This is a genomic window from Agrobacterium sp. DKPNP3 (assembly GCF_052686535.1).
In genome coordinates this window covers 1-24,643 of sequence record NZ_JBQYSN010000047.1, presented here as the reverse complement: position 1 = coordinate 24,643, position 24,643 = coordinate 1, and the positions used below count along the sequence as shown (strand labels likewise).

The 24,643-nt window shown below is 59.3% G+C and carries 25 protein-coding genes; 10 read left to right on the top strand and 15 right to left on the bottom strand.

The window, feature by feature from the left end; all coding sequences use genetic code 11:
• Positions 1–74: 74 nt before the first annotated feature.
• Positions 75–479 carry a hypothetical protein gene (locus tag ACUTJJ_RS14250; protein WP_144573962.1) on the top strand — a complete coding sequence of 135 codons (405 nt, stop codon included), beginning with the start codon at positions 75–77 and terminating at the stop codon, positions 477–479.
• A 200-nt stretch (positions 480–679) separates the two neighbouring features.
• Here ACUTJJ_RS14250 and ACUTJJ_RS14245 read toward each other — a convergent pair whose 3' ends face one another.
• Positions 680–985 (bottom strand): DUF1127 domain-containing protein, encoded by a 306-nt coding sequence (locus ACUTJJ_RS14245; RefSeq protein WP_144573961.1) that lies wholly within the window; start codon positions 983–985, stop codon positions 680–682.
• A gap of 93 nt (positions 986–1,078) precedes the next feature.
• Between ACUTJJ_RS14245 and ACUTJJ_RS14240 the strand changes: the two genes are divergently transcribed.
• The 3 genes from ACUTJJ_RS14240 (at position 1,079) to ACUTJJ_RS14230 (ending at position 5,136) form a co-directional block, all read left to right on the top strand.
• Positions 1,079–2,497: an aminotransferase-like domain-containing protein gene (locus ACUTJJ_RS14240; protein ID WP_445542579.1), complete on the top strand. Its 1,419-nt coding sequence runs from the start codon at positions 1,079–1,081 to the stop codon at positions 2,495–2,497.
• Between the two features lie 154 nt (positions 2,498–2,651).
• Entirely contained in the window at positions 2,652–4,886 is a 2,235-nt protein-coding gene (gene purL / locus ACUTJJ_RS14235; protein ID WP_445542578.1) for a phosphoribosylformylglycinamidine synthase subunit PurL, read from the top strand.
• Between the two features lie 16 nt (positions 4,887–4,902).
• Entirely contained in the window at positions 4,903–5,136 is a 234-nt protein-coding gene (locus tag ACUTJJ_RS14230; RefSeq protein ID WP_003516012.1) for a BolA family protein, read from the top strand.
• 326 nt (positions 5,137–5,462) lie between these two features.
• Here ACUTJJ_RS14230 and ACUTJJ_RS14225 read toward each other — a convergent pair whose 3' ends face one another.
• Positions 5,463–6,611 carry a hypothetical protein gene (locus tag ACUTJJ_RS14225; protein WP_445542577.1) on the bottom strand — a complete coding sequence of 383 codons (1,149 nt, stop codon included), beginning with the start codon at positions 6,609–6,611 and terminating at the stop codon, positions 5,463–5,465.
• A gap of 110 nt (positions 6,612–6,721) precedes the next feature.
• On the opposite strand from ACUTJJ_RS14225, the gene ACUTJJ_RS14220 reads away from it, so the two are divergent.
• The 3 genes from ACUTJJ_RS14220 (at position 6,722) to ACUTJJ_RS14210 (ending at position 8,795) form a co-directional block, all read left to right on the top strand.
• Complete coding sequence (locus ACUTJJ_RS14220) at positions 6,722–6,970, top strand: hypothetical protein (RefSeq protein WP_063948705.1); 249 nt, start codon at positions 6,722–6,724, stop codon at positions 6,968–6,970.
• A gap of 144 nt (positions 6,971–7,114) precedes the next feature.
• Positions 7,115–7,450, top strand: a complete 336-nt coding sequence (gene grxD, locus ACUTJJ_RS14215; RefSeq protein WP_209087780.1) for a Grx4 family monothiol glutaredoxin — start codon at positions 7,115–7,117, stop codon at positions 7,448–7,450.
• 136 nt (positions 7,451–7,586) lie between these two features.
• Positions 7,587–8,795: a multidrug effflux MFS transporter gene (locus ACUTJJ_RS14210; protein ID WP_144576274.1), complete on the top strand. Its 1,209-nt coding sequence runs from the start codon at positions 7,587–7,589 to the stop codon at positions 8,793–8,795.
• A gap of 223 nt (positions 8,796–9,018) precedes the next feature.
• Here ACUTJJ_RS14210 and ACUTJJ_RS14205 read toward each other — a convergent pair whose 3' ends face one another.
• From ACUTJJ_RS14205 to rpsD, 5 genes are all read right to left on the bottom strand, one after another.
• Positions 9,019–9,843: an inositol monophosphatase family protein gene (locus ACUTJJ_RS14205; RefSeq protein ID WP_144573956.1), complete on the bottom strand. Its 825-nt coding sequence runs from the start codon at positions 9,841–9,843 to the stop codon at positions 9,019–9,021.
• Between the two features lie 30 nt (positions 9,844–9,873).
• Positions 9,874–10,701 carry an inositol monophosphatase family protein gene (locus ACUTJJ_RS14200; RefSeq protein WP_445542576.1) on the bottom strand — a complete coding sequence of 276 codons (828 nt, stop codon included), beginning with the start codon at positions 10,699–10,701 and terminating at the stop codon, positions 9,874–9,876.
• Between the two features lie 16 nt (positions 10,702–10,717).
• Positions 10,718–11,644: a tRNA 2-thiocytidine(32) synthetase TtcA gene (ttcA, locus tag ACUTJJ_RS14195; protein ID WP_445542575.1), complete on the bottom strand. Its 927-nt coding sequence runs from the start codon at positions 11,642–11,644 to the stop codon at positions 10,718–10,720.
• A 61-nt stretch (positions 11,645–11,705) separates the two neighbouring features.
• The gene (locus tag ACUTJJ_RS14190) at positions 11,706–12,635 is read right to left on the bottom strand and encodes a glutaminase (protein ID WP_445542574.1); all 930 of its coding nucleotides are present in this window, start codon (positions 12,633–12,635) and stop codon (positions 11,706–11,708) included.
• Between the two features lie 69 nt (positions 12,636–12,704).
• Positions 12,705–13,322: a 30S ribosomal protein S4 gene (rpsD, locus tag ACUTJJ_RS14185; RefSeq protein ID WP_004442465.1), complete on the bottom strand. Its 618-nt coding sequence runs from the start codon at positions 13,320–13,322 to the stop codon at positions 12,705–12,707.
• A 449-nt stretch (positions 13,323–13,771) separates the two neighbouring features.
• Here rpsD and ACUTJJ_RS14180 point away from each other — a divergent pair, with 449 nt between their 5' ends.
• Positions 13,772–14,755, top strand: coding sequence for a TerC family protein (locus ACUTJJ_RS14180; protein ID WP_445542573.1), 984 nt, complete (start codon positions 13,772–13,774; stop codon positions 14,753–14,755).
• 241 nt (positions 14,756–14,996) lie between these two features.
• Here the strand turns inward: ACUTJJ_RS14180 and ACUTJJ_RS14175 are convergent, their stop codons facing one another.
• The 7 genes from ACUTJJ_RS14175 to ACUTJJ_RS14145 form a co-directional block, all read right to left on the bottom strand.
• Positions 14,997–16,541, bottom strand: coding sequence for a helicase HerA domain-containing protein (locus tag ACUTJJ_RS14175; protein ID WP_445542572.1), 1,545 nt, complete (start codon positions 16,539–16,541; stop codon positions 14,997–14,999).
• A 95-nt stretch (positions 16,542–16,636) separates the two neighbouring features.
• Entirely contained in the window at positions 16,637–17,530 is an 894-nt protein-coding gene (locus ACUTJJ_RS14170) for an EamA family transporter (RefSeq protein ID WP_445542571.1), read from the bottom strand.
• 37 nt (positions 17,531–17,567) lie between these two features.
• Entirely contained in the window at positions 17,568–18,203 is a 636-nt protein-coding gene (locus tag ACUTJJ_RS14165) for a LysE family translocator (RefSeq protein ID WP_063948684.1), read from the bottom strand.
• A 184-nt stretch (positions 18,204–18,387) separates the two neighbouring features.
• On the bottom strand, positions 18,388–18,627 hold the full coding sequence (locus ACUTJJ_RS14160; protein WP_209087761.1) for a hypothetical protein: 240 nt from the start codon (positions 18,625–18,627) through the stop codon (positions 18,388–18,390).
• Between the two features lie 392 nt (positions 18,628–19,019).
• On the bottom strand, positions 19,020–19,841 hold the full coding sequence (gene murI / locus ACUTJJ_RS14155; RefSeq protein ID WP_445542570.1) for a glutamate racemase: 822 nt from the start codon (positions 19,839–19,841) through the stop codon (positions 19,020–19,022).
• The gene (locus ACUTJJ_RS14150) at positions 19,825–20,658 is read right to left on the bottom strand and encodes an RNA methyltransferase (protein WP_063949091.1); all 834 of its coding nucleotides are present in this window, start codon (positions 20,656–20,658) and stop codon (positions 19,825–19,827) included. Before ACUTJJ_RS14150 ends, murI begins: the two co-directional genes overlap by 17 nt.
• Before the next feature lie 379 nt (positions 20,659–21,037).
• Positions 21,038–21,568, bottom strand: coding sequence for a hypothetical protein (locus tag ACUTJJ_RS14145; protein WP_063948676.1), 531 nt, complete (start codon positions 21,566–21,568; stop codon positions 21,038–21,040).
• A 214-nt stretch (positions 21,569–21,782) separates the two neighbouring features.
• On the opposite strand from ACUTJJ_RS14145, the gene ACUTJJ_RS14140 reads away from it, so the two are divergent.
• Both ACUTJJ_RS14140 and ACUTJJ_RS14135 read left to right on the top strand, forming a co-directional pair.
• Positions 21,783–22,997 (top strand): NADP-dependent isocitrate dehydrogenase, encoded by a 1,215-nt coding sequence (locus ACUTJJ_RS14140; protein WP_063948674.1) that lies wholly within the window; start codon positions 21,783–21,785, stop codon positions 22,995–22,997.
• A 441-nt stretch (positions 22,998–23,438) separates the two neighbouring features.
• Positions 23,439–24,065, top strand: a complete 627-nt coding sequence (locus tag ACUTJJ_RS14135) for a glutathione S-transferase family protein (protein WP_209087755.1) — start codon at positions 23,439–23,441, stop codon at positions 24,063–24,065.
• A 75-nt stretch (positions 24,066–24,140) separates the two neighbouring features.
• Here the strand turns inward: ACUTJJ_RS14135 and ACUTJJ_RS14130 are convergent, their stop codons facing one another.
• On the bottom strand, positions 24,141–24,524 hold the full coding sequence (locus ACUTJJ_RS14130; RefSeq protein ID WP_445542569.1) for a VOC family protein: 384 nt from the start codon (positions 24,522–24,524) through the stop codon (positions 24,141–24,143).
• Positions 24,525–24,643: the final 119 nt, after the last annotated feature.

Below are 24,643 nucleotides of genomic sequence, written 5' to 3'. Positions count from 1 at the left end.
CGGGCGGGCCTCAAGCCCGCCTTTTTTGATGCCGGCTGACGGCGTCGTTTTGGCCCTCTCTTCTGGATGACCTGATGTCTTATGCTCTTCGATCGAATGCCCTCAAGGCGACCGGACTGTTTCTGGCCGCAGCGACCCTGGCCGCCTGTCAGCCGAAACCACAGCCGACAAGCTCGGTCTCGCGCGCGGCCCTCCCCACCATGGAGCGGATCGCGCTCGGCGCCAATGCCTGCTGGTTCAAGTCGGGCGACCCCGCCTTCAAGGCCTATCGTCTGGCGCCGGAACTCAACTCCTTCTCCGGCCGTCCGCGCATTCTGCTCGTGCCGCGCAACAGCCCGGAATCGCGCCCCATGCTCGTGGTGCAGGCCGAGGGCAACCCGGCAAAGCTCGACGCCTTCGGTCCCGTCATGAACGAACCCATGTCCGGCCGCATCGCAACCGACGTCAAGCGCTGGGCGAACGGCGGCAAGGGCTGCTGATTTCGCATACGCCTACATCAAAGACGTCATCCTCTGTCTTGTGACACGGCTGTCCTGGGAATGACGGGAAGCAGCTGCGGCCCTTGCAGTGTATCGCGATAGCCCATAAAAAAACCCGCCAACGCCGGTTGGGATTGGCGTGGCGGGCTGCCGAATGGCTGATGGCGCCGGGGAAAGAAGGCGCCGCACTCCGACAAAAATCAAAACGATCGTGTTGGCCAGGAAAGAAGCTTAGACTTTGCGGCCTCGCGAGACGCCTCCTCGCGTGAAATGCCGATATCTTCCAGAAGATCGTCAGACAATTCTCGCAATGCGAGCCGTCCCCGCCGTTTCTGCTGCCAGTTCAACATGCCCGCAATCATGCGACCAATGAGCGTGCGGGCGATCTTGGCCGGATACGGCGCCGGTGCGACCATGTCGCCGGCATCGCGGAACACGCGTTCCCGTTCGTAGCCATCAGGATAGAGTGTATCCGCTGTCGAAAGGTATTGATCCATCTTGCGCATATTGCACCTATTGTCTCCGTTCGTTGATCTTCAATCAATGCAGACAATAAATACAATTGACTTTGACGCAGATACAATGCATAAATTGTCACCATGACAAATTGGCTTCCCGATATCACCGAGGGCGACGGCCCGATTTATCTGCGCCTTGCCGACAGCATCGAAGGCGCGATTTCCGATGGTACGCTGCAGGCTGGCGCGAAACTGCCACCCCAGCGCAACCTCGCCTACGATCTTGGGGTGACAATCGGCACAATCAGCCGCGCTTATGCGCTGATACACGAACGCGGCCTCGTCAGCGGCGAAGTCGGTCGCGGTACCTACGTCAACGAACGCAAGACGCCGGCACCCTCGTCTTCAATGGAGCAGGTCGCCTCCGCCTTCGGCAGCACCCGTCATGCTATCGAGGCCACCGGCGAATATCGCCTGAACACGACGGCCGCGCCGGATGTCGGCCAGAGCGTGGTGATCGCCCGTCATGTTGAGGCACTGACGCGCGAACATGGTTATGACATCACCAATTACGCCCGCTCCTTCCCGGATAACTGGTGTAAGGCCGGCGCTCGCTGGCTTTCACAAAACGGATGGACGCCGAAGCCGGAAAACATCGTCTCGACGCTGGGCGCCCACGCGGCGGTCATGAGTGTGGTGACGGCCATGACCGCCCCGGGCGACCGCATCGTCTTCGAACAGGTCACCTATTCCCATATCAGCCGCAGCGCCGCCCTTGCCGGAAGGCGGGTGACATTGGTCGATGCGGATGAAAACGGCATCATCCCCGAGGATTTTGAGCGGGTCTGCGCGCAGCAGCATCCCAAGATGATCTTCCTGATGTCTGCGGGTCAGAACCCGACCTGCGCCACCCTGCCGGAAGACCGCCGCCGCGCAATTGCCGACATCGCCCGTCGATACGGCGTCTGGATCGTCGAGGACAATCTCTACGGTGCAATGACGCGCGAGGCGATCCCCCTGATCGCTGAGTTCGCACCCGACATCACCTTCGTGGTCGGCGGCCTGTCGAAATCCGTCGCCGCCGGCGTGCGTGGCGGCTGGGTCGCCTGCCCGGCGCAATATTCGTCGCGCATCCGCATCTCCCACTCGATGCTGACGGGCGGCCTGCCCTTCATGCTGGCGGAACTGAATGCACGCCTCGTCAATAGCGGCGACGCCCATGATATTCGCAAGGACTGTCTCGCCGAGATCAACCAGCGGGAAGCGATTGCCCGCGAGGCTTTTGCCGGGCTGGAGTTCAACTCGCTGCCGGATATCGCCTTTCTGTGGCTGAGACTGCCCGAACCCTGGCTTTCCGGTACCTTCCGCAATGCGGCGATGAAAGAAGGGGTGCTGATCGACGACGAGGATGAGTTCAAGGCCGGCCGAACGGACAAGGTTTTCCACCGCGTGCGCGTCAGCCTGTCCGGCCCCTCGAACCAGCAAGAGTTGACCCGTGCCCTTGGCATCCTGCGGCACCTGCTCGACAACGGCTCCGCCGGTTATGAGAGCGTTGCGTGACCCGGCCCGTCGCTGGCAAAAGATCGGACACGGCCGTGGAATAACGGCAAAAACCCATCTTTAGCCAGCAAACAGGCGCATTTTCCTGTCGCACCATTGAGCCTCTTGCGCTAAAGAACCGGAAACTTTCCTCGGCTCGAACCGCGTGAGACCTATGTCTATCTCAAACTCCATCAAGATCACCCCGGAACTCGTTGCATCCCACGGGCTGAAGCCCGACGAATACCAGCGTATCCTCGACCTGATCGGACGGGAGCCCAGCTTCACCGAGCTTGGCATCTTCTCGGCCATGTGGAACGAGCACTGCTCCTACAAGTCGTCCAAGAAGTGGCTGAAGACCCTGCCCACCAAGGGCCCGCGGGTCATCCAGGGCCCCGGCGAAAACGCCGGCGTTGTCGATATCGACGATGGTGACTGCGTTGTCTTCAAGATGGAAAGCCACAACCACCCCTCCTATATCGAGCCCTATCAGGGTGCGGCGACTGGCGTCGGCGGCATCCTGCGCGACGTCTTCACCATGGGTGCACGCCCGATTGCCGCCATGAACGCGCTGCGTTTCGGCGCGCCCGACCACCCGAAGACCCGCCACCTCGTGGCTGGCGTCGTTGCCGGTGTCGGCGGCTACGGCAACTCCTTCGGCGTGCCGACCGTCGGCGGCGAAGTGGAATTCGATCCGCGTTATAACGGCAATATCCTCGTCAACGCCTTCGCCGCCGGTCTTGCCAAGTCGGACGCGATCTTCCTCTCGGAAGCCAAGGGTGTGGGCCTGCCGGTGGTTTATCTCGGCGCAAAGACCGGCCGCGACGGCGTCGGCGGCGCGACCATGGCGTCGGCCGAATTCGACGAATCGATCGAAGAGAAGCGCCCGACCGTTCAGGTCGGCGACCCCTTCACCGAAAAGTGCCTGCTGGAAGCCTGCCTTGAACTGATGAAAACAGGCGCTGTCATCGCCATTCAGGACATGGGTGCCGCAGGCCTTACGTGCTCGGCCGTGGAAATGGGCGCAAAGGGCGATCTCGGTATCGAACTTGACCTCAATGCCGTGCCGGTGCGTGAAGAGCGCATGACGGCTTACGAAATGATGCTGTCCGAAAGCCAGGAGCGCATGCTCATGGTTCTCGAGCCCTCCAAGGAAGAAGTCGCCAAGGCGATCTTCGTGAAATGGGGTCTGGACTTCGCCATCGTCGGCAAGACCACCGACGACCTGCGTTTCCGCGTCATCCACAATGGCGAGGAAGTCGCTAACCTGCCGATCAAGGAACTGGGCGATCAGGCTCCCGAATATGACCGCCCGTGGACACCGGCGAAGGTGCCCGCCCCGCTCGCGGAAAACGACGTCCCCGCTGCCGATATCGCCGACGCGCTGGTATCGCTCGTCGGTTCGGCCAACAATTCCTCGCGCCGCTGGGTCTATGAGCAGTACGACACGCTGATCCAGGGCAATTCCCTGCAACTGCCGGGCGGCGATGCCGGTGTGGTCCGCGTCGAAGGCCATGACAAGAAGGCGCTCGCCTTCTCCTCCGACGTCACCCCGCGTTATGTCGAGGCTGATCCCTTCGAGGGCGGCAAGCAGGCCGTCGCCGAATGCTGGCGCAACATTACCGCAACCGGCGCCCTGCCGCTCGCGGCCACCGACAACCTCAATTTCGGCAATCCGGAAAAGCCTGAAATCATGAGCCAGCTGGTCCATGCCATCAAGGGCATCGGCGAAGCCTGCCGCGTGCTGGAATTCCCGATCGTTTCCGGCAACGTCTCGCTCTACAACGAGACCAACGGCCAGGCGATCCTGCCCACCCCCACCATCGGCGGCGTTGGCCTCCTGAAGGATTGGGGCCGTATGGCGCGCATCCGTTTTGCCGCCGCTGACGAAGCAGTGCTGCTTGTTGGTGCGCCTGCCGGCCTCGGCACCCACATCGCGCAGTCGGTGTACATGCGTGACATTCACGGCCGCACCGATGGCCCGGCGCCGCATGTCGATCTCGACGCTGAAAAGAAGAACGGCGATTTCGTGCGTGGCGTCATCACCGATGGCCTTGCCACCGCCGTTCACGATTGCTCGTCCGGTGGCCTCGCCCTCGCCGTTGCAGAGATGGCGATTGCCTCCGGCATCGGCGCGACTATCGATCCGGTCGAAGGCCACAACCCGGTCCTCACCTTCTATGGCGAAGACCAGGGCCGTTACGTCGTCACCGTCAAGAAAACTGATCTCGACAAGGTGCAGGCGGCCGCCAAGGCGGCAGGCGTTTCCTGCGCCAACATCGGCGTTACCGGCGGCTCCGCTGTAAAGCTGGGCACGGCGCGCGCCGTCGAGATTAAAGAATTGCACTCGGCCTATGAATCGTGGTTCCCTCAATTCATGGACGGCGAAACTCTAGTCGCCGCAGAATGAATTAAGGAGAAACACCATGCCCATGAAACCCGGCGACATTGAAGACATGATTAAGGCGGGAATTCCCGGGGCAAAGGTCACGATCCGCGATCTGGCCGGTGATGGCGATCATTACGCGGCGGAAGTCGTGGCAGATGCATTCAAGGGCAAGACCCGCGTACAACAGCACCAGATGGTCTATGACGCGCTGAAAGGCAATATGGGCGGCGTTCTGCACGCCCTCGCCCTGCAGACCTCGGCGCCGGAATGACGATGCTGTCAATCGCCGTTGTCTGTCCGATCGGCTGATAGACCTGAGGATTAAAAAGGCCCGCGTGACGCTCTCACGCGGGCCTTTTTCTGTCAGATGTCATCGTTACTTTTAGACGCTCTGCTTTTTCTGCGAGTTGCAGTCGCTGCCTCAATGGTAGTTGCATGGGCCAGCCTCTTACAACAGTCATTTCGGCCCGGAGCCGTAATCCAGCCGACGCGCGTCTGCGCGACGGGGAAACTTGTTTCCGCCAAGGGGACTTCGCACGACGGAGAGAGCAAGGGGGAACTCCAATGCCGCGCTCCGCTTTCAAAGACGGAAACACTCTAAAAAACAGGCGGCGTCTGAGAGTCGAGGTCGGCAAAGGATGCGGCAGGCAGGGGGCCCGCCGTCAGCAGGGTAAAGTCGTAACCGGACTTTCGGTCCGGCCCCAGCACATATTGCCGATGCATGCGCAGGAAATTGCGCTTGTTCTTTTTGTACCGCTCCGGCGAAAGCGAATGCTTGAACCGGATCGGCACGATCTTCGGCTGCGGCGCATCGCGGTGCCCCGTCAGCGCGACTGTGTTGCAGCGATAGAGATGGATTGGATCGGTGAGACACTGGATATCAAACCATGTCACCTTAGGGTGACGCGCAATTGCGCCCACGCTCTCCCTTAGCCGCGTGGCGCTGGACAGGAACGCGCATTGCAAAGCCGCGCCACCCAGCGTCGCGAATGACAGGTTGCGACCATCGAGCGCGTCGGGCTTCAGTTCCAGCGCGCGGCCGATGACGGCGAGCGCCAGACTGGCCCCCATGCTGTGCGATACGACCAGAATCTCATCCGATGGCTGCTCGAGCGCCTTCAAGACAAGCCCCGCCCTCGCCTCGATCCAGTTTCGCGCAATCGGTTCATCGCGGCCGACCGCGAGCGCAAAGCGCCAGTCCGCGTAAAGATGCAGGGTGTGAAACCGCTCTGCAAATGGCAGAAAGGCTTTGACGAAAAACAAGGCAGCCGCTGGAATGCTGATTATAAAGAGCCAGAACGGCAAATCGAAAAGCCAGGGGGAAAGTGCAATGCTCACCGCAAGCGCGGCACCGGTCAGCATCAGCAGGAACGGAAAGATGAAGAACAGGCCAAACCGCCAGGCGTGGCGGAGATAGCGGCCGGCGCCGCCCTCGGCGATGATGCCTGCGCCGGCTTTGAAACCGAGCCAGATCTGCCGCCAGACGGGCGCAGCCCGCAGCTCGGATATGACGTCGTTATGGTCATAGACGAAAATATCGGACTGCGTCTGCCAGTCACCTGCCGCAGCCCCCACGGTGAACGCCTGCCCCGCAGGCCTGCTTTCAACCGGCCCCACGGTATAATTGACATCCCACGTCTTGCCGGCAAGCGTCGCAGCCCGTTGATACCTTAAATGATGGGCCGCCGCATCGAGTGGATCGAAACCGGGGAAATAAAGTACGAGGCGTGACTTGACGCGCGGCATGCATAAACCTTCAGGCTCGAGACACCCGAAAGGATCGCTTGATACAGTGGGCGATGCACGTATAGTAAAAAACGCGACGGAAATATGGTTTATTTAATGGCGAGGGAAATTTGTCTGGCATCGTCGATCAATTGCTCAACGGCGTCGTAAAAGGCGCTCTCGCCGAAGTGCTGACCAAGACCGGCATTCGCAAGACGCGCCGCGCGCGCCGGACGAAAAGCACCGGCTCGGCCGCCGGCGGTATCCTCGGCTCCGTACTGGAAGCCGCGATCAAGGCCGCCGTTAAACCGAAGCCAGCCCGCAAACAGGTGAGCAAAAGGCGCACCGCAGCGGCTCGAAGCCGGCAGCGGTACAAATAAAAGCTGCGGGTCGGATTTAGCCTGTCTTGTCATGCGACGGAGACGTATTTTTTATGCTTTCCGGGTGGAAATCGCGCCGCGACATGTTATTTAGAGGCTAACAGAAAGCAGCGGCCTTGAACCGCATGTGAAAGGAATAGGCCTATGAGCGGCATTCACGACATGATCGACAGCGAAGTGAAGAGCAACGATATCGTTCTTTTCATGAAGGGCACCCCGCAGTTTCCGCAATGCGGTTTTTCCGGCCAGGTGGTACAGATCCTCGATTATCTCGGCGTTGAATACAAGGGTATCAACGTGCTGGCCGATGCCGACATCCGTCAGGGCATCAAGGACTATTCCAACTGGCCAACCATCCCGCAGCTCTACGTCAAGGGTGAGTTCGTTGGTGGCTGTGACATCGTGAGAGAGATGTTCCAGTCCGGCGAATTGCAGAGCCACTTCCAAGAACAGGGTATCAGCGTCCGCGGCGCGGCCTGATTTCGGCCGGTTTAACCGGCCCACCCTGATTGTCAGAAATTATGCCAGGCGTTGCTTCATGCAACGCCTTTGCCGTTCTTTTTGGGGCAATCCTGTGACAGAACTTTCACAATCCACCACGTCGCGCGCTGGCTCGATGGGGCGCACGGAATTCATTGCGCTCGCCGCCATGCTGATGGCGCTCAATGCACTCGCCATCGACATCATGCTCCCCGGTCTTCAGCAAATCGGCGCCTCGCTGGGCGTCGAGAACGAGAACCATCGCCAATACGTCATATCCGCCTACCTTCTTGGCTTCGGCATTGCTCAACTCCTCTATGGGCCGATTTCGGACCGTTTCGGGCGTCGCAAGCCAATGCTTTTCGGTCTTGCGATCTACATCGTTTCAGCGATCGCCGTTGTTTTCGTACCGTCCTTCTCGGGCCTGCTGTTCCTGCGCTTCATTCAGGGCATCGGCTCGGCGGCAACACGCGTCATCACCATCTCGATCGTGCGTGATATCTACGGCGGCCGGCAGATGGCGGAAGTCATGTCGCTGATCATGATGGTCTTCATGGTCGTTCCGGTTATCGCGCCTGGCACCGGCCAGATCGTGCTCTTCTTCGGCAACTGGCACCTCATCTTCGCCTTCATGGCCGGCATTGCTGCCATCGTGACGACATGGATGTATTTCCGCCTGCCGGAAACGTTGCATCCGGATGATGTCAGGCCATTCACTGCCCGTTCGGTGCTCGCCGGGTTCAAGATCGTGCTCACCAACCGCATCGCGCTCTGTTACACGCTGTCCAGCACCTTCATCTTCGGTGCGCTGTTCGGCTTCATCAACTCGGCCGAGCAGGTCTATAAGGGCATCTATGGCCTTGGCGCGTGGTTTGCGGCGGCTTTTGCTGGCGTTGCCCTGTTCATGGCCTTCTCGTCCTTCATCAATGCGAAGCTGGTTGGCCGGATAGGCATGCGCAAGCTCTCGCACGGCTCACTGCTCGGCTTCATCGCCATCACCTTCCTGTGGCTGGTGGTGCAAATGATCGGTCCGGAACCGATGCCGTTTGCCATCTTCATCGTGTTCTTTGCGCTTGCCATGTTCCAGTTCGGCTGGATCGGCTCGAACTTCAACTCGCTCGCCATGGAACCGCTTGGCCACGTCGCCGGCACCGCCTCTTCGGTCATCGGCTTCATGGGAACCGTCGGCGGTTCGCTGATCGGCGCCGCTATCGGCCAGGCCTTCGATGGCACGGCCCTGCCGATGGTCGCGGGTTTCTTCATCGTTTCGATCATCGGCCTGATCTTCGTGCTGATCGGCGAAAAGGGTGTGCTGTTTCAGGCGCATAACAAGCCCACGCACTGATGTTACCCAGAAATGACAAAGGGCGCGGAATTCTGTTCCGCGCCCTTTTTTCTGACGGTTCAGGTCCTATGCATTCCGTCACTCCGGACCCGATACGGGCTCCAGACAGCCCAAGTCCTTGGGCTGAAAAGAGTCTGTTCCCCGCGCAGACGCGCGCTACTGGATGCCGGATCTAGTCCGGCATGACGCGAGAAAGCCTTGCCGGCCTGCCCAATCGGCCACCTCACACCGTGAAAATCTTCTCCCTCAGCAATTCCCATGTCTGCTGGTCAGGCGCAAGCAAAAGCCCGCCATCCAGGTGGCGCGGCAGATAGGGCGAACCGTCGAGGCGAGCGGCATAGGCGCCCGATTCCTGCGAGATCAATGTGCCGGCCAGGTGATCCCAGGGCATCAGCTTGTTATACATCAGGAAATGCATGTGGCCGCCGCAGAACAGCCGGTATTCGTGCGCCGCACAGCGATAGCTGGTGAAAAGCCGCACATCGGCGAGATTCATCAAGATCTTTCGCCGTGTCTCCACGTCGAAATAGCCGGTATTGGCGATGCCGACCATCTGCGACAGTTCCGGCGCCGGCACGACAGACATTTGCGTCTGCGAACCATCGGCACTGCACAGCCATGCGCCGGAGCCCTTTTCGGCAATCGCCCAGTCATTGCCCATGGGGTCGAAGATCAGACCGGCAACGGTCTCACCCTTGGAGATGACGCTCATCATCACGCCAAAGAGCGGCAGGCCGGACGCAAAGTTGTAGGTGCCGTCGATGGGATCGACCACGACAGCCAGATCGGCATCGGCCAGCTTGCCGAGCAGTGAAGCATCCGCCGCCACAGCCTCTTCACCGACGAACAGCGCATCGGGCATGATCTCCTGCACGCGAGCCCGGATCAGCCGCTCGGCGGCCTCGTCGGCTTCGGTCACGAGATCGATCGCCTCGGACTTTATCCTGACATCGCCCTCGCCGAGATTGCGGAACCGGGGCAGGATTTCCACGGCCGCCGCCTCCTGGAGTGCATTGGCAAGAGAGGCTATGTCGAGTTCGATGGCCATGGGCGATATCCTTCCTTCTGAGCGTCAGTCTTATAAAGCGACGATTTCCCGGCGCAGCATCTTCCAGCTCTCCTTGTCGGGAGCCGACAGGATGCCGCCGGCGGTGTGGCCGGGCCGATAGGGCGTCGCGTCGAATCGCGCCGTGTAGCCGCCGGCTTCCTGGTGAATGAGAACACCGGCGAGATGATCCCATGGCATCAGCTTTTCGTGGCCGATGAAATGCAGCTTGCCAGCCGAGACGAGCCAGTATTCATGCGCCGAGCAGTTGAGCGACAATGCCATCTTGATCTTCGCCATATTAGCGGCGATCACCGGCCTGCGATCGGGATGGCTGTGGCCCCACGAGAAAATGCCGACCATATCGGAGAGCGGGGCAGCATCGGCGACCTTCAGCTTTGCCTGCGAGCCGTTCTTTCGGTGAAGATGGGCACCCTCGCCTTTCAGTGCGACGATTGTATCGCCCATGACGGGATCGTGAATGAAGCCCGCAACCGTCTCACCTTTCACGGTGACCGCAAGCAACGTGCCAAAGGCGGGAAAACCGGAAGCATAATTGAACGTGCCATCGATTGGGTCGATCACGAAGGCGAGCGGTGCATCGGCAAGGGCGGGAATGACTGATGGGTCAGCCTCATAGGTCTCCTCGCCGACAATATGCGCCTTGGGAAATCGCTGAAGCAGCGCGGCGGTCATCACCTTCTCGGCGAGAATATCGGCCTCGGTGACAAGGTCGACGGCGGATGTCTTTTCGGAAATGGCGCCAGCGCTCAGGTTCCTGAAGCGGGGCATGATCTCATCCGTACCGGCTGCGGCAACGGTGGAAATGAGGAAATCGATATCTTTATCGGAAAGGGTCATCGCGAAGGGTACTTCTTCATAAGGGAGGGTGGGCCTCCCTAGGCTCTTCAGATGACGCCGCCGTGACAGAAAGCGCCGAAAAATCAAAAAGCTTGGTATCGAGGAGATGCGAAGGGTTCACATGCGCCAGCGCCCGCAGCATCACATCCTTGCGGCCCGGCATACGCCGCTCGATATCCGCCAGCATTTCCTTCATGGCAGTGCGCTGAAGCCCGTCCTGCGAGCCGCAAAGGTCGCAGGGAATGATTGGAAACTCCATTGCGGCCGCAAATTTCGCCATGTCTTCTTCGGCGCAATAGGCAAGCGGCCGCATGACCATCAGGTCGCCCTCATCATTCAGAAGCTTCGCCGGCATGCCCGCCAGACGGCCGCCATGGAAGAAGTTCATGAAGAAGGTTTCGAGAATATCCTCACGGTGATGGCCGAGCAGCAGCGCGTCACAGCCCTCCTCCCGCGCGATGCGGTAGAGATTGCCGCGCCGCAGCCGCGAACAGAGCGAACAATAGGTGCCGCCGGAGGGCACCTTCTCCTTCACCACCGAATAGGTGTCACGATATTCGATGCGATGGGCAACGCCGATCTTCGCCAGATACTCTGGCAGGACATGCTTTGGGAAGTTCGGCTGTCCCTGATCGAGATTGCAGGCAATCAGTTCAACGGGCAGCAGGCCGCGCCATTTGAGGTCGAGCAGCAGCGCCAGCAGCCCGTAGCTGTCCTTGCCGCCGGAAAGGCCGACCAGCCAGCGCTTCTGGCCCTCCAGCATGCCGAAATCTTCAAATGCCTGGCGGACATTGCGCAGCAGCCGCTTGCGCAGCTTGTTGAACGAGACCGATCGTGGCGCGTTGTCGAACAGCGGATGCGAGTTACCGCTCTCTTCCGGCGGTTCCTGATCTGCCCCGACTTTCTCCGCGATGTCATCGATCCTGGTGAGAATGTTCATCATCCGCTCGCTCCGGCACGACTGCCGTTCTTCATGCAGGCAATGCCCCCATACGCCGGTAAGATCAAGCCCCGAATACGGACCAGCCGGTTTTCGTCGCCAGCAATTCCAGCGCCTGTGACCCGAGCGCCGAATTGCCGACCTTGTTGAGGCCCGGCGACCAGACCGCAATCGACGCCTTGCCCGGCGCCACGGCCATGATGCCGCCGCCGACCCCGCTCTTGCCCGGCAGGCCGACATGATAGGCGAAATCACCCGATCCGTCATAATGACCACAGGTCAGCATCAGCGCATTGATGCGCCGCGCCCGGCGATCCGAGACGACCGTATGGCCGGAAAGCGGATTGCGGCCGCGATTGGCAAGGAAGAGGCCAGCCCGCGACAGCTGCGCGCAGGTCATGGATAGCGCGCACTGATGGAAATAAACGCCGAGCGTATATTCCACGGGATGATGCAGATTGCCGAAGGAACGCATGAAATTGGCGAGCGCAAAATTGCGGAAACCCGTCGCCTGCTCCGATTTCGCCACCGTATCGTCGATGCTGATCGTATCGTCATCGGCGAGATAACGGACAAAACGCAGAAGCTCGCCGATCGCCTCACGCGGCTGGTGGCCGGAAAGAACGATATCCGTCACCACGATAGCACCGGCGTTCACGAAGGGATTACGCGGGATTCCGTGCTCGTGCTCCAGCTGGACGATGGAGTTGAACGACGATCCGGACGGTTCGCGCCCCACCCGGTTCCAGACCGTCTCACCGGCCTTGCCGAGCGCAAGCGTCAGCATGAAGACCTTGGAAATGCTCTGGATTGAAAACGGTGTCAGCGCATCGCCGGCCGTATAGGTCGTTCCATCGACCGTGGTGATGGCGATACCGAACTGGTTGGGATCGACTTTGGCGAGTTCGGGAATGTAATCCGCGACCTTCCCCTCACCCAGTCTCGGCAGCATGCTGTCATAGATGGAATCGACGATCGCCTGAATGTCCTGCATGCAAAGCCTTCCCCAGCAAACAAAAAAGCCGCCCCGAAGGGCGGCTTTCTCAATACTGAAACGCGTCGATTAACGCGAGTAGAATTCGACGACCAGATGCGGTTCCATGACGACCGGGTAAGGAACGTCAGAAAGCGACGGAACGCGGGCGTAGGTCGCAACCATCTTGTTGTGGTCAACTTCGATGTAGTCGGGAACGTCACGCTCAGCGAGCTGAACGGCTTCCAGAACGGTGACGAGCTGCTTGGACTTCTGACGAACTTCGATAACGTCGCCCGGCTTGCAGCGGTAGGAACCGATGTTGACGCGAACGCCGTTAACCGTGACGTGGCCATGGTTGATGAACTGACGCGAAGCGAAAACGGTCGGAACGAACTTTGCGCGGTAGACGATGGCGTCCAGACGCGACTCGAGCAGGCCGATCAGGTTTTCAGAAGTATCGCCCTTGCGACGGTTTGCTTCGTCGAAGGTAGCGCGGAACTGCTTTTCGCGCAGTTCGCCGTAGTAGCCCTTGAGCTTCTGCTTGGCGCGCAGCTGCGTGCCGAAGTCGCTCATCTTGCCCTTGCGGCGCTGGCCGTGCTGGCCCGGGCCGTATTCGCGGCGGTTAACCGGGGACTTCGGACGGCCCCAGATGTTTTCGCCCATGCGGCGGTCAATTTTATACTTAGCCGATTCGCGCTTGCTCATCGTATTTCCTTCGCAAAAGGTTATGCCGGCCTGTTGCCAGACCGGTTAAGGAAACACGCCCTCCTCTGAAGCCCGTTTCAGGGCCTCTGACAGGCTTCTCACATGCAAATGGAGAAACCACGGGACATGTCGGTGATATTGACCGCCGAACGTCAGTTCTTAAACTGCAGGGCAGTCAACAAAACACACCGGACATCACTGCCCGGCGTTGGGGCGGCTTCTATAGAGCTTTCACGGTTTTGTCAAACAAGGCTTTTCGCTTTTTCTGAGGTCTCCTCTTGAAAAGCGAAAGTGCCCACCCATCTCTCCATCGTGATCAGAACTCGGGCCCCTCTGGCGTGTTACCGGACAACACGTGATGTCGAGTTTGTTAAGGATGGGGCCCACGTAGATTTTTGACACACGTTCCCCATCCGTAAAGCCAACCTCGTCCGGCTAAAGGTTGACTGATGGACTTTTTTCTATCGGATTTTCTCGGCACACCCACCTGGATGTGGGCTGTCTTTATTTCCCTCGTTCTTGGCCTGCTCGCGCTCGATCTAGGCGTGCTGCATAAAAACTCCAAGGAAATCGGCGTTCGTGAAAGCCTGCTGATGTCAGGCTTCTATATTGTCATCGGCTTGGCCTTTGGCGGCTGGATCTGGTATCAGTCCGGCCAGCAGTCGGCGATGGAATATGTCACCGGCTTCGTGGTCGAAAAAAGCCTGGCGATGGACAATATCTTCATCATCGCCATGATCTTCTCCTACTTCGCCATTCCCCGCCAATATCAGCACCGCGTGCTGCTCTGGGGTATCCTCGGCGTCATCGTCCTGCGCGGCATCATGATCGCCGGCGGTGCGGCCATCGTCGAAAACTTCCATTGGGTGCTTTATCTCTTCGCGGCCTTCCTCGTTTTCACGGGCCTCAAGATGCTGTTCTCCTCCGATCATGACGAGAACGATATCGGCAATAACCGCATCCTGAAATTCCTGCGCAGCCACCTGCCCGTGACAAACAGGCTGCATGGCGAGAAATTCTTCGTCAAGGAAACCGATGAGGCGACCGGAAAACTGAAGACCTTCGTGACGCCGCTCTTCCTGGCGCTCATCATGGTCGAGATCGCCGACCTTATCTTTGCCGTCGATTCGATCCCGGCGATCTTCGCGATCACCACCGATCCGTTTATCGTCTATACCTCGAACATCTTTGCGATCCTCGGCCTGCGCGCCCTCTATTTTGCGCTTGCCGCCCTGATCCACCGCTTCGCCTATCTGAAATATGCGCTGGCTGCGGTTCTGGTCTTCGTGGGTTCGAAGATTTTCGTGGCCGACATGCTCGGCATTGCCAAGATCCCGCCGGCCATCTCGCTCGGCGTCACCGTCGCCATCCTCGCAACCGGCATCATCGGCTCGCTGATTGCGACGCGGAAAGAAGCGAAGGTCATCGAGTAAGGACATGTGACGAGGAGGCGGAAACGCCTCCTCAACCTCTTTCAGAGTTTCCGCTGACCGATAAATTTGCCACCGCCACATAATATACACGCCGTCACCCCGGACTTGATCCGGGGTCCAGCGCGATCAAGTCCTTGATCGCAAAAGACTCTACTCACGGCGCAGACGCACCGTGGCTGGATACCGGATCAAGTCCGGCATGACGGGTAAGTATATCGACGCGGAAAAACCTGCAGCAACTTCACTCAGCCGCCAGTCTCGCATCATCCTCAGCGGCATCCGCATCGCCGGGTGCGGTTTTTGCGTCGAGATCGGGAAATGCCACGATGCGCTTGCCGGAGAAATCGGCATGGACCACCACAAGCTCCTTCTCCTCGAAATAACCGAGCAGACGCCGCGCGCGGCGGGCGGAGTGGGTGCCATAGGCGCGGGCGATCCGGGCATCCGACGGGCAAGGCTCTTCGCCAAGCGCCGCCTTGACCAGCAACAGGAAAACACCCTGCAGGTCATCGGAAACCGAGGTCGAAAGCTCCAGCGCCTTTTGCCAGCCTTCGCTTGCCGCCATCTCCGCATACACGCCGGAGCGCGCAATCGCCACCTGCCGGCGGAATTCCGCCAGCGTCATCGGCGTTCCGGGGATGCGGCGCATACGGGCGCGCACCAGAAAGTCCTGGTAGAGGACCGCGTCCGTGCGATAGGCCGATTGCGGGTCGTCGAGAATTTCAACGAGAACCGCCGAAATCTTTTCCTCGCGCTCCTCCGGCGTCATTTCCGGCTGGCCTGCGCGCGGCGATTGCTCAGGTGTTGGGCCGACTGCGGCGGGTGTGGAACGGGAGAGCTCTGCGAGAATATCCGTGGTTGGCCGTGGCGAGGGCGGCGTGCGGCGCACGGCAGCGTGCGTGAACTCTTCCGGGTCCGGCGTAAAAATCAGGTCTTCGACGTCCTGCGGCGCATCCGGCAGGGGCATCAGCTTCGGTGAAGAGGACCGGGCCGAGGTTTCCACCGACCCAATGACGATTGGCAGCGGACGGCGCGACAGCGCCGGGCCGAGCGCCACGAAATTGCCGCGCTGAAGATCGCGAAACATTTCCGCCTGCCGCCGATCCATGCCGAGCAGATCGGCCGCGCGCGCCATGTCGATATCAAGGAAAGTGCGGCCCATCAGGAAGTTCGAGGCTTCCGCGGCCACGTTCTTGGCAAGCTTGGCCAATCGCTGCGTGGCGATGACGCCGGCAAGACCACGTTTACGGCCACGGCACATCAGATTGGTCATCGCGCCAAGCGAGGCCTTGCGGGCATCTTCCGTGACTTCACCAGCAACGGAGGGCGCAAACATCTGCGCTTCGTCCACCACCACAAGCACAGGATACCAGAATTCGCGATCGGCATCGAACAGGCCATTGAGGAAAGCGGCGGCCGCGCGCATCTGCTGTTCGATATCAAGCCCTTCCAGCGTCAGCACGCAGGAGACGCGGTGCTGTCGAATGCGGTTGGCAATGCCGGCGAGTTCGGCTTCCGTGCGTTCGCCATCCACCACCACATGACCAAATTTATCGGACAAAGTTACGAAATCACCTTCGGGATCGATGATGACCTGCTGCACCCATGGCGCCGATTGCTCCAACAGCCGGCGCAGAAGATGCGACTTGCCGGAACCGGAATTGCCCTGCACCAGCAGGCGCGTCGCAAGCAATTCTTCAATATCGAGCTTGGCCTGCTGCCCGCCCGATAGAGTTCCCATGTCGATGCCGACCTGCAATGTTCCATTCCTCGTGCTGGATGTCATCCGGCCGATTCCCTAAGGCTCGGCCGAAGATGCTCTTTACCAAAAAATCGGCTCTTGCGTCTCACCCGTGCCGATAATGCACAGGCAATTCACGCTCAGCCCTGCGGAGACCTGACCCAGAACCGTGAAATGCCGATGCGACGACCGAAGACGTTGAGCGCCAGCCCAAGAATGACCAGTGCTGCGCCGATGATTTCGAAAACGGTTATGTGTTCGTCAAAGGCGAAATAGGCGCTGATGAACCCGACCACAGGCACCAGCAGCGAAAACGGCGCGACTGTTCCAGCCGGATACCGCAGCAGCAGATAACTCCAGATACCAGCGCCGACTATCGTCGCGCCATAGGCCATGTAGATCACAACGAACGCCATGGTCGGCGTGGCATTCACCACCCCCGCGGCAATCGCTTGAGGTCCCTCCATCACGAGCGACAGCAGGATCAGCGGTAGAACAGGCACAAGGCTGGTCCAGGCAACGAAGGAGACAGCATTGACCTGGCCGATGCGGCGATTGACGATGTTTCCGCAGGCCCAGGCAATCGCCGAACCGACGCCCATCAGAAGCGGGACCAGCGCTGCCGCCGTCATGCGCTCCACGCCGATGACCGCCAGCCCGCCAAAAGCGATGATTGCGCCGAGGATTTGCGACGGCAATGGCCGTTCGCCGAGGAACACCACGGCAAGCGCCAGCGTGAAGAAGGCCTGCGACTGCATGACGAGCGAAGCAAGCCCCGCAGGCAGGCCGAGCTTGATGGCCGGGTAAAGCAGGCCGAACTGCACGAAGCCCATGGCCATGCCGTATACGATCATGTGCCGCCACGGCACATTGGGTTTCCGCAAGAAGAAGACCAGGGGCACCGCCGCAAAGAGATAGCGCACGCCCGTCAGAAACAAAGGCGGCATATCCATGACGCCAATCTTGATGGCGACGAAGTTGAAGCCCCACAAAAACACGGTGATCAGGGCGAGGAATATATGCGGCAATGCCATTTTGTTATGTCCGAATTTCAGGCAATCAAGAGGTGCCTTACGATGCAACCGCCCTCTTCCAGCCGAAGGTAATGAGGCCAGCGCCAACAAGGAGACCGCCCCCCGTGCGGTTGACGATGCGCTGAACCCGCGGCTTGCGGATCGTGTTGCGGGCGGCACTTGCCAGAAGTCCATAAAGGGCCGCATTGACGGTGGCAAGCACAAGGAAGGTCACTTCGAAAATCAACACCTGCGGCCAGAACGGCAGTGTCGGCACCAGAAACTGCGGCAGGAAGGCCACGAAAAACACGATGCTCTTCGGGTTCAGCGCCGTGACGATATAGGCGTGCAGGAAGATTTTCAGCGGCCGCTCGCGGCCGGTCACCTTCGAACCATCGGCCGCATCACCAACCGGCGACCGCCACAGCTTGATGCCGAGATAGATGAGATAGGCCGCTCCGATCCATTTCAGACCGGTGAAAAGCGCCGCCGATGTGGCCAGCAACGCCCCAAGCCCGAGCATCGAGGCGGTCATGGCGGTAAAATCGCCCAGCGCCACCCCTGTCACCGTCGCAGTACTCGCCTTGCGGCCATGGCCCAGCGCATAAGAAATGACCAGCAGGATGGTCGGTCCCGGGATGGCAAGCATGATGGCGGATGCGGCCACAAAGGCCAGCCAGTTTTCCAGTGGCATGATGAGTCTCCCTTATCCAATCTGTCGAGCAAGCCACGGAAAATGTTTCGCTTCAAGCCGATTTTACAAACCGCGCAGCTCTCTTGTAACAACCCGAAAAACGTCCCTGCAGGATTTTCTTCGCCGTCGTCGGTTAGAATTCGCTACGACCCCTAAGCCTGTCTGCACGGGAGAGGCCGCCCCGTCAAAACCGCGGCGCCCAGTGAGGGACTTCCCATTCCCGTCGCCGCTTCACCCGCGATGGTTCAAGGCCGATATCCACCAGAAGACGTTCCGGCAGATCAGCGGGATCGGTCGGCGGCGCACGGGGCACCACAGCGGCAATGAGAACCGCTTTGAGGGTTTTCCAGACGCCGAATGTAACGAAGAGGCGGTCGACGGCATCCGGCAGCGCATATGCTACCAATGGTTGATCATTTTGCATGGGAAATCCATCCCGGCGCAGCTAAGCGGCCAGGTCCTTTATCGATGAAAAACGACAGGACGAAACGACGGGCGCAGCAATCATGCCACGCGAACACGCAGGTCACATGTCAGACGAAGAGAAAATGCCAAACGGCTGGGAAATCAGGCTATAAGCCTTATCGGAGAGAGATGCAGCGCACCACATAACCGCTAAAGACCATGCCGGAAAAGCCAGACAGGGCGTTAAGGCGCATATTCATGTCATTGGTCATTTCACGCCTCCATTTATAGCGGTTACAGACAATGAGCATCTTACACAGGAAATCCGATGCGACAAGAGGCCGCAATCTCGAATTGCAGAAGATCAGAGAAAACGATGCAAAAATGCAACAGAGCCTTTGGCCTGCAAAGTCAGCGCGCGGAAACGCTGAGACCAAATCCCTGCATCAGCCGCCGCGTGGCAAAATCCGGCTTGCCTGACGTGAAGGCGGCAAAGTCGAAACCTTCGGGGTGTTCGGCATCCTGCGGCAGCGGCACCAGATGGCGCGCACGCCGCGCAATCGCCTCGGCAGGATCGAGCCAATCGACCGGCCAGGGGGCCAGGCGGCGAAAAACATTGGCCATGAAGGGATAATGGGTGCAGGCAAGCACGACGATATCCGTGCGCTTGCCATCATCCTCAATGAAACAGGGCTCTATTTCAGCAAGCACGGCGTCGTCAGCGATCGGCTCTCCCCTGATCCAGCTCTCCGCCATGCGCGCCAGATTTTCCGACCCCACAAGACGGACATGACATTGGCTGGCAAAGGACTGGATGAGATCGCGGGTATAGGCGCGCTTGACGGTGCCCGGTGTTGCCAGCACGGAAACGAGACCCGAGCGGGTACGCTCCGCAGCGGGTTTGATCGCGGGCACGGTACCAACAAAGGTCATGTCCGGAAACCGGGCGCGCAAATCCGCGCCAGCCAACGTAAAGGCGGTGTTGCAGGCGATGATGCAGACTTCCGGGCTATACTCGTCAAGCAGCCTCTCGAACAGAGAGAGAATACGCGCCCTCAGCGCTTCCTCCTCCCAGCCGCCATAGGGAAAACCCGCATCGTCGGCCACGTAGATGAAGCCACGCTCGGGCATCAGCACCCGCGCCTCGCGCAGCACGGTCAGTCCGCCAATGCCGGAATCGAATACCAGCACCGGTTTCAGCACATCGGCCGCCGCCTCATTCGTTTTCAGCATTCTCCCCTGCTCCCTCGGCCGTAGGCCCCGCTGCCCTGCCCGTCTTTTTCGGCCATTGCCGCGGGAAACGGTCGAGCGAATTGATCACGCCGCGGAAAACGCTGATTTCCTGTTCGGAAAAGCCGCGTCTCGACAGCACGGCCCGCAGATTGTCGACCATTTTCGGCTTTTTTTCAGCGGGATGGAAATAACCGCGCGCATCCAGCGCTTCCTCGATGTGTTCGAACAGGCCGAAGACCTGCTCTTTGGTCGAAGGCCGCTGCTCGACGGACTGGAACAGCGTCTCGCCCAGATCGTCCATGCCCGACTTCATCCATTCATAGGACATCAGAAGCACGGCCTGCGCTATGTTCAGCGACGCAAAAGCGGGATTGACCGGGAAGGTCACGATCTCGTCGGCCAGCGCCACTTCCTCATTGGTGAGGCCCCAGCGCTCGCGCCCGAACAGGATGCCGGTTCTTTCCCCGGTCTTGAATTTTTGCCGCAGCGTCTCGGCGGCGGTAACAGGTGCGCGCACCGGTTTGAAACCGTAACGCTCGCGCGCGGTCGTGGCATAAACAAAATTCAGGTCCTTGATCGCCTCTTCCAGCGTTTCGAACACTTTTGTTGCGTCAATGACATGATCGGCCTTGGAAGCTGCGGCCCGCGCCTTCTCGCTCGGCCAGCCATCGCGCGGCTTCACCAGCCGCAATTCGGCTAGACCGAAATTCGCCATAGCCCGCGCCACCATGCCGATATTTTCGCCGAGTTGCGGTTCGACCAGAATGATCGCTGGGCCTTCCGCCACAAGTTCAAGCTCGCTGTTTGTGCCTGCCATCGTCGTTCGTCCGTTTTCTTGAAAGCGTCGCATCAACTTTCACGCCGATACTGTAAAGCGCGCTTCACTGGCACAGATCGGCGCTAAAATCAAAGTCGGAACGGGCGAACGGCGACTTTCGGGTAAATGAAGGGCTGCCAGTTCACATCCGACGTCATCCTCGGACTTTTCCCGAGGGTCTGCCAACGTAATGATGTCCTTCGACGCGGTTGGATCCTCGGCGCAGGGCCGAGGATGACGTCGAAGGAATGTTCACCCTTCACCACTGACCTCAAGGAGATCGGAGCTTGTCCGGACATTCAAACCGGACAGCTGTGGGACAAGCCCGAGAGTAACGGAGGAGATGTTTTCAATTGCGCGAATACCCCTATCTCCGACCTCACTCCCCCTTGATGATATTCGCCATCTCCTCGCGCAGCGAATCCCGGCCTTCGTCACCCACCCGGTGAATGTCGCTGATGACAGGACGGCCATCCTCCTCGATGACGTCGAAATGCACCTCGTCCACGGTCGCCTTCATCTCAGCTTCGTCCATGCAGGCCCAGAGCTTGAATTTGGCCGTCACATCAGTCACGCCATCCTTGACCGCACCCGCCGTCACGGACACATCCTGCAGCGGGCAACCGTCCTGCGAATTGGTCACGACATCGTAACCGAAGGGATCGCCCTTCTCGCCGCTTTCGGCCTCGTATGCCGGCTTCTTGGAGGCTTCACGGTATTGCGCGACGAACTCCTTGCTGAAGAGGCTGGTCAGCATGTCCTCGTCGAATATGTATTTCCAGTTTTCCGCATCGCCGGACCAATTCTTGACGGTGATGTCCATCACTTTCTGGACGGGATCGGCGGGTCCGGCTGCGAGGGCGGCGTGGGAAAAGAGGACGGCGGCAGTGAGAAGCAGAGTTTTCCGCATGGTGTGATCCCGGTAGAGGCCCAGAGACGGGCGAAGCGATTCGCCTGACTGTATTCCGGCATTATGGTTTGGCAATGCGCAAAGCGTTATTGCGCTGCGCCAAAAAAGCGCCCCCCATGGCTTTGCCTCAAGCGCGTGCAATGCTATAGCCGCACCGGATATTTTTCCGACTATTGGCGTCAACAGGCGCCACAGATTCGAAGGTGAGGAATTCATGGCAAAGATCAAGGTAGCCAATCCGGTCGTCGATCTCGACGGCGACGAAATGACCCGTATCATCTGGCAGCTCATCAAGGACAAGCTGATCCTGCCATACCTCGATCTCGATATCGAATATTACGATCTCTCGGTTGAAAACCGCGATGCCACCAACGACCAGGTCACGGTCGATGCGGCCCACGCCATCAAGAAGCACGGCGTCGGCATCAAGTGCGCCACCATCACCCCGGATGAGCAGCGCGTCGAAGAATTCGGCCTGAAGCAGATGTGGAAGAGCCCGAACGGCACCATCCGCAACATTCTGGGCGGCGTCATCTTCCGCGAGCCGATCATCTGCAAGAACGTTCCGCGCCTCGTTCCGGGCTGGACCAAGCCGATCGTTGTCGGCCGCCACGCTTTCGGTGACCAGTACAAGGCAACCGATTTCAAGTTCCCCGGCAAGGGCAAGCTGACCATCAAGTTCGTCGGTGAAGACGGCCAGGTCATCGAGAAGGACGTTTTCGACGCACCGAGCGCCGGCGTGGCTCTCGCCATGTACAACCTCGACGAATCCATCCGCGAATTCGCCCGCGCCTCCATGAACTATGGCCTGATGCGCAAGTGGCCGGTCTACCTCTCCACGAAGAACACCATCCTCAAGGCCTATGACGGCCGCTTCAAGGATATCTTCGAAGAAGTCTACCAGACCGAGTTCAAGGCGCAGTTCGACGAAATCGGCATCACCTATGAGCACCGCCTGATCGACGACATGGTCGCTTCCGCGCTGAAGTGGTCCGGCGGCTACATCTGGGCCTGCAAGAACTACGACGGCGACGTTCAGTCCGACACGGTTGCGCAGGGCTTCGGCTCGCTCGGCCTGATGACCTCCGTTCTTCTGTCTCCCGATGGCCGCACTGTCGAAGCCGAAGCTGCACACGGCACGGTCACGCGCCATTACCGTCAGCACCAGAAGGGTCAGGAAACCTCGACCAACTCGATCGCCTCGATCTTCGCCTGGACCCGTGGCCTCGCCCACCGCGCCAAGCTGGACGACAATGCGGAACTCGCAAAGTTCGCAGCGACGCTCGAAACCGTCTGCGTCGACACCGTCGAAAGCGGCTACATGACCAAGGACCTGGCGCTCCTCATCGGACCCGACCAGCCCTGGCTCTCCACCACCGCTTTCCTCGACAAGATCGACGAAAACCTCAAGAAGGCGATGGCTGCGTAAACCGGCTTTTCAAACACATCAAAACCCGGCCTCAGCGCCGGGTTTTTTTATTTTGCGCGGCATAGATGAAACAACAGCTCAATAAAGACACCATAAACAACCATATAGCGAAATAATATCGCAAATGGCCGCCATGCGTTGGTATAGAAACGAGAGCAGCGCAACGTGTGATTTGTTTTTTTCCTCAACCTGTCTTGATTAGCCCCTGTACTAGGCGCAGAATTCGATTTCGCATGCCGGGATCAAAAGAACAACAAGACCAAGCGACACCACATCTACTTGCAATTAACTTACCCGGCACAGTCAAATATCCATCGGAGCATCGGCGCGATCTCAGGGAACACGTAAGCGATGTTGCGACCATAACAAGGTGGAGCGCAGGGTAGAAATCCCTGCCGGTTTCCATGATGCATCGACGATTTTGCTTGGGGAGGCAAAAGCATGAGTGAACTGATCTTTTACACGAACCCCATGTCGCGCGGCCGCATTGCCCGCTGGATGCTTGAAGAAGTGGGTGTACCCTACCGAACCGAGATACTGGGTTTCGAAACCTCGATGAAATCGCCCGCCTACCGGTTGATCAATCCCATGGCGAAGGTACCCGCCATTAAACATGGCGATACCATCGTCACCGAGGCCGCAGCAATCTGCGCCTATCTGGCAGATGCCTTTCCCGGCGCGAACCTTGCGCCCACGCCGAAATCGCGCGGGCTCTATTACCGCTGGATGTTCTTCGCCGCGGGCCCGCTGGAAATGGCGGCGAGCATGAAGGCGATGGGTTTCGAAGTCCCCAAGGAAAAACTGCGCATGGCCGGCTGCGGCAGCTATGCGGATGTGATGAATACGCTGGAGCGGGCCGTCAGTGAAAACCGCTTTATCGCCGGCGATCTCTTTACCGCCGCGGATGTCTATGTCGGCGCTCATGTCGGCTGGGGCCTGCAATTCGGCACGATTGAAAAACGCCCGGCCTTCATCGACTACATGGCGCACCTGACCGATCGCCCGGCCTTCAAGCGGGCCGCGCAGCTTGACGAGGAAGCGGCAAAGGAAATGAACGCGACGGGATAAGACTGGCCAGCCTCGCCGCTGCCAATAAACAATACTCCGCCCGACAATTAAATGTCTGATCGATCATTCGGCGGGTCATTCAGCGGACGGGCCGAGCGGCTCTCCGACCTCTATTGCATGTCCGTCCGGATCGTAAAAACGGAAGACTTTCTGCCCCCAGGTCTGCCGCTGGAGCGGGTGGATAAGCTCCACGTGCGGCGCGATATTTTGAAAAGCCGCGTCGACATCCGCATGCTCGAAATAAAGGAGAAGATTTCGTCTGCCATAGGATTCTTCCGCGCCCGACGATGTCCCCCAGACGGTCTCGGCAAGCGACCGCCCGTCGTGGATTGCAAAGCCAGTTTCAAAGCGGACGAAGTTTCCGAAATCCTCGGCTATCTTCAGGCCGAGCCTGTCGCGATAAAACGCCTTAGACCGATCGATGTCACGCACGAAAGGGATGGGATTTACAAAACGCATCGTTTCCCTCCGTAGCTTCCTTGGTGGTCAAGGTCGGACAAAAGGCGGGGAAAAGCCCGCCTTCTCGATTCTTGTCGATCAGGCCGCCAGCGCCGCGGCCACCGCATCGATGGCATCCT

Bases quoted from the DNA above. Each gene is read 5' to 3' on its own strand.
- ACUTJJ_RS14250 (WP_144573962.1), top strand. From the start codon at position 75: ATGTCTTATGCTCTTCGATCGAATGCCCTCAAGGCGACCGGACTGTTT.
- ACUTJJ_RS14245 (WP_144573961.1), bottom strand. From the start codon at position 985: ATGCGCAAGATGGATCAATACCTTTCGACAGCGGATACACTCTATCCT.
- ACUTJJ_RS14240 (WP_445542579.1), top strand. From the start codon at position 1,079: ATGACAAATTGGCTTCCCGATATCACCGAGGGCGACGGCCCGATTTAT.
- purL (WP_445542578.1), top strand. From the start codon at position 2,652: ATGTCTATCTCAAACTCCATCAAGATCACCCCGGAACTCGTTGCATCC.
- ACUTJJ_RS14230 (WP_003516012.1), top strand. From the start codon at position 4,903: ATGCCCATGAAACCCGGCGACATTGAAGACATGATTAAGGCGGGAATT.
- ACUTJJ_RS14225 (WP_445542577.1), bottom strand. From the start codon at position 6,611: ATGCCGCGCGTCAAGTCACGCCTCGTACTTTATTTCCCCGGTTTCGAT.
- grxD (WP_209087780.1), top strand. From the start codon at position 7,115: ATGAGCGGCATTCACGACATGATCGACAGCGAAGTGAAGAGCAACGAT.
- ACUTJJ_RS14210 (WP_144576274.1), top strand. From the start codon at position 7,587: ATGGGGCGCACGGAATTCATTGCGCTCGCCGCCATGCTGATGGCGCTC.
- ACUTJJ_RS14205 (WP_144573956.1), bottom strand. From the start codon at position 9,843: ATGGCCATCGAACTCGACATAGCCTCTCTTGCCAATGCACTCCAGGAG.
- ACUTJJ_RS14200 (WP_445542576.1), bottom strand. From the start codon at position 10,701: ATGACCCTTTCCGATAAAGATATCGATTTCCTCATTTCCACCGTTGCC.
- ttcA (WP_445542575.1), bottom strand. From the start codon at position 11,644: ATGATGAACATTCTCACCAGGATCGATGACATCGCGGAGAAAGTCGGG.
- ACUTJJ_RS14190 (WP_445542574.1), bottom strand. From the start codon at position 12,635: ATGCAGGACATTCAGGCGATCGTCGATTCCATCTATGACAGCATGCTG.
- rpsD (WP_004442465.1), bottom strand. From the start codon at position 13,322: ATGAGCAAGCGCGAATCGGCTAAGTATAAAATTGACCGCCGCATGGGC.
- ACUTJJ_RS14180 (WP_445542573.1), top strand. From the start codon at position 13,772: ATGGACTTTTTTCTATCGGATTTTCTCGGCACACCCACCTGGATGTGG.
- ACUTJJ_RS14175 (WP_445542572.1), bottom strand. From the start codon at position 16,541: ATGACATCCAGCACGAGGAATGGAACATTGCAGGTCGGCATCGACATG.
- ACUTJJ_RS14170 (WP_445542571.1), bottom strand. From the start codon at position 17,530: ATGGCATTGCCGCATATATTCCTCGCCCTGATCACCGTGTTTTTGTGG.
- ACUTJJ_RS14165 (WP_063948684.1), bottom strand. From the start codon at position 18,203: ATGCCACTGGAAAACTGGCTGGCCTTTGTGGCCGCATCCGCCATCATG.
- ACUTJJ_RS14160 (WP_209087761.1), bottom strand. From the start codon at position 18,627: ATGCAAAATGATCAACCATTGGTAGCATATGCGCTGCCGGATGCCGTC.
- murI (WP_445542570.1), bottom strand. From the start codon at position 19,841: ATGCTGAAAACGAATGAGGCGGCGGCCGATGTGCTGAAACCGGTGCTG.
- ACUTJJ_RS14150 (WP_063949091.1), bottom strand. From the start codon at position 20,658: ATGGCAGGCACAAACAGCGAGCTTGAACTTGTGGCGGAAGGCCCAGCG.
- ACUTJJ_RS14145 (WP_063948676.1), bottom strand. From the start codon at position 21,568: ATGCGGAAAACTCTGCTTCTCACTGCCGCCGTCCTCTTTTCCCACGCC.
- ACUTJJ_RS14140 (WP_063948674.1), top strand. From the start codon at position 21,783: ATGGCAAAGATCAAGGTAGCCAATCCGGTCGTCGATCTCGACGGCGAC.
- ACUTJJ_RS14135 (WP_209087755.1), top strand. From the start codon at position 23,439: ATGAGTGAACTGATCTTTTACACGAACCCCATGTCGCGCGGCCGCATT.
- ACUTJJ_RS14130 (WP_445542569.1), bottom strand. From the start codon at position 24,524: ATGCGTTTTGTAAATCCCATCCCTTTCGTGCGTGACATCGATCGGTCT.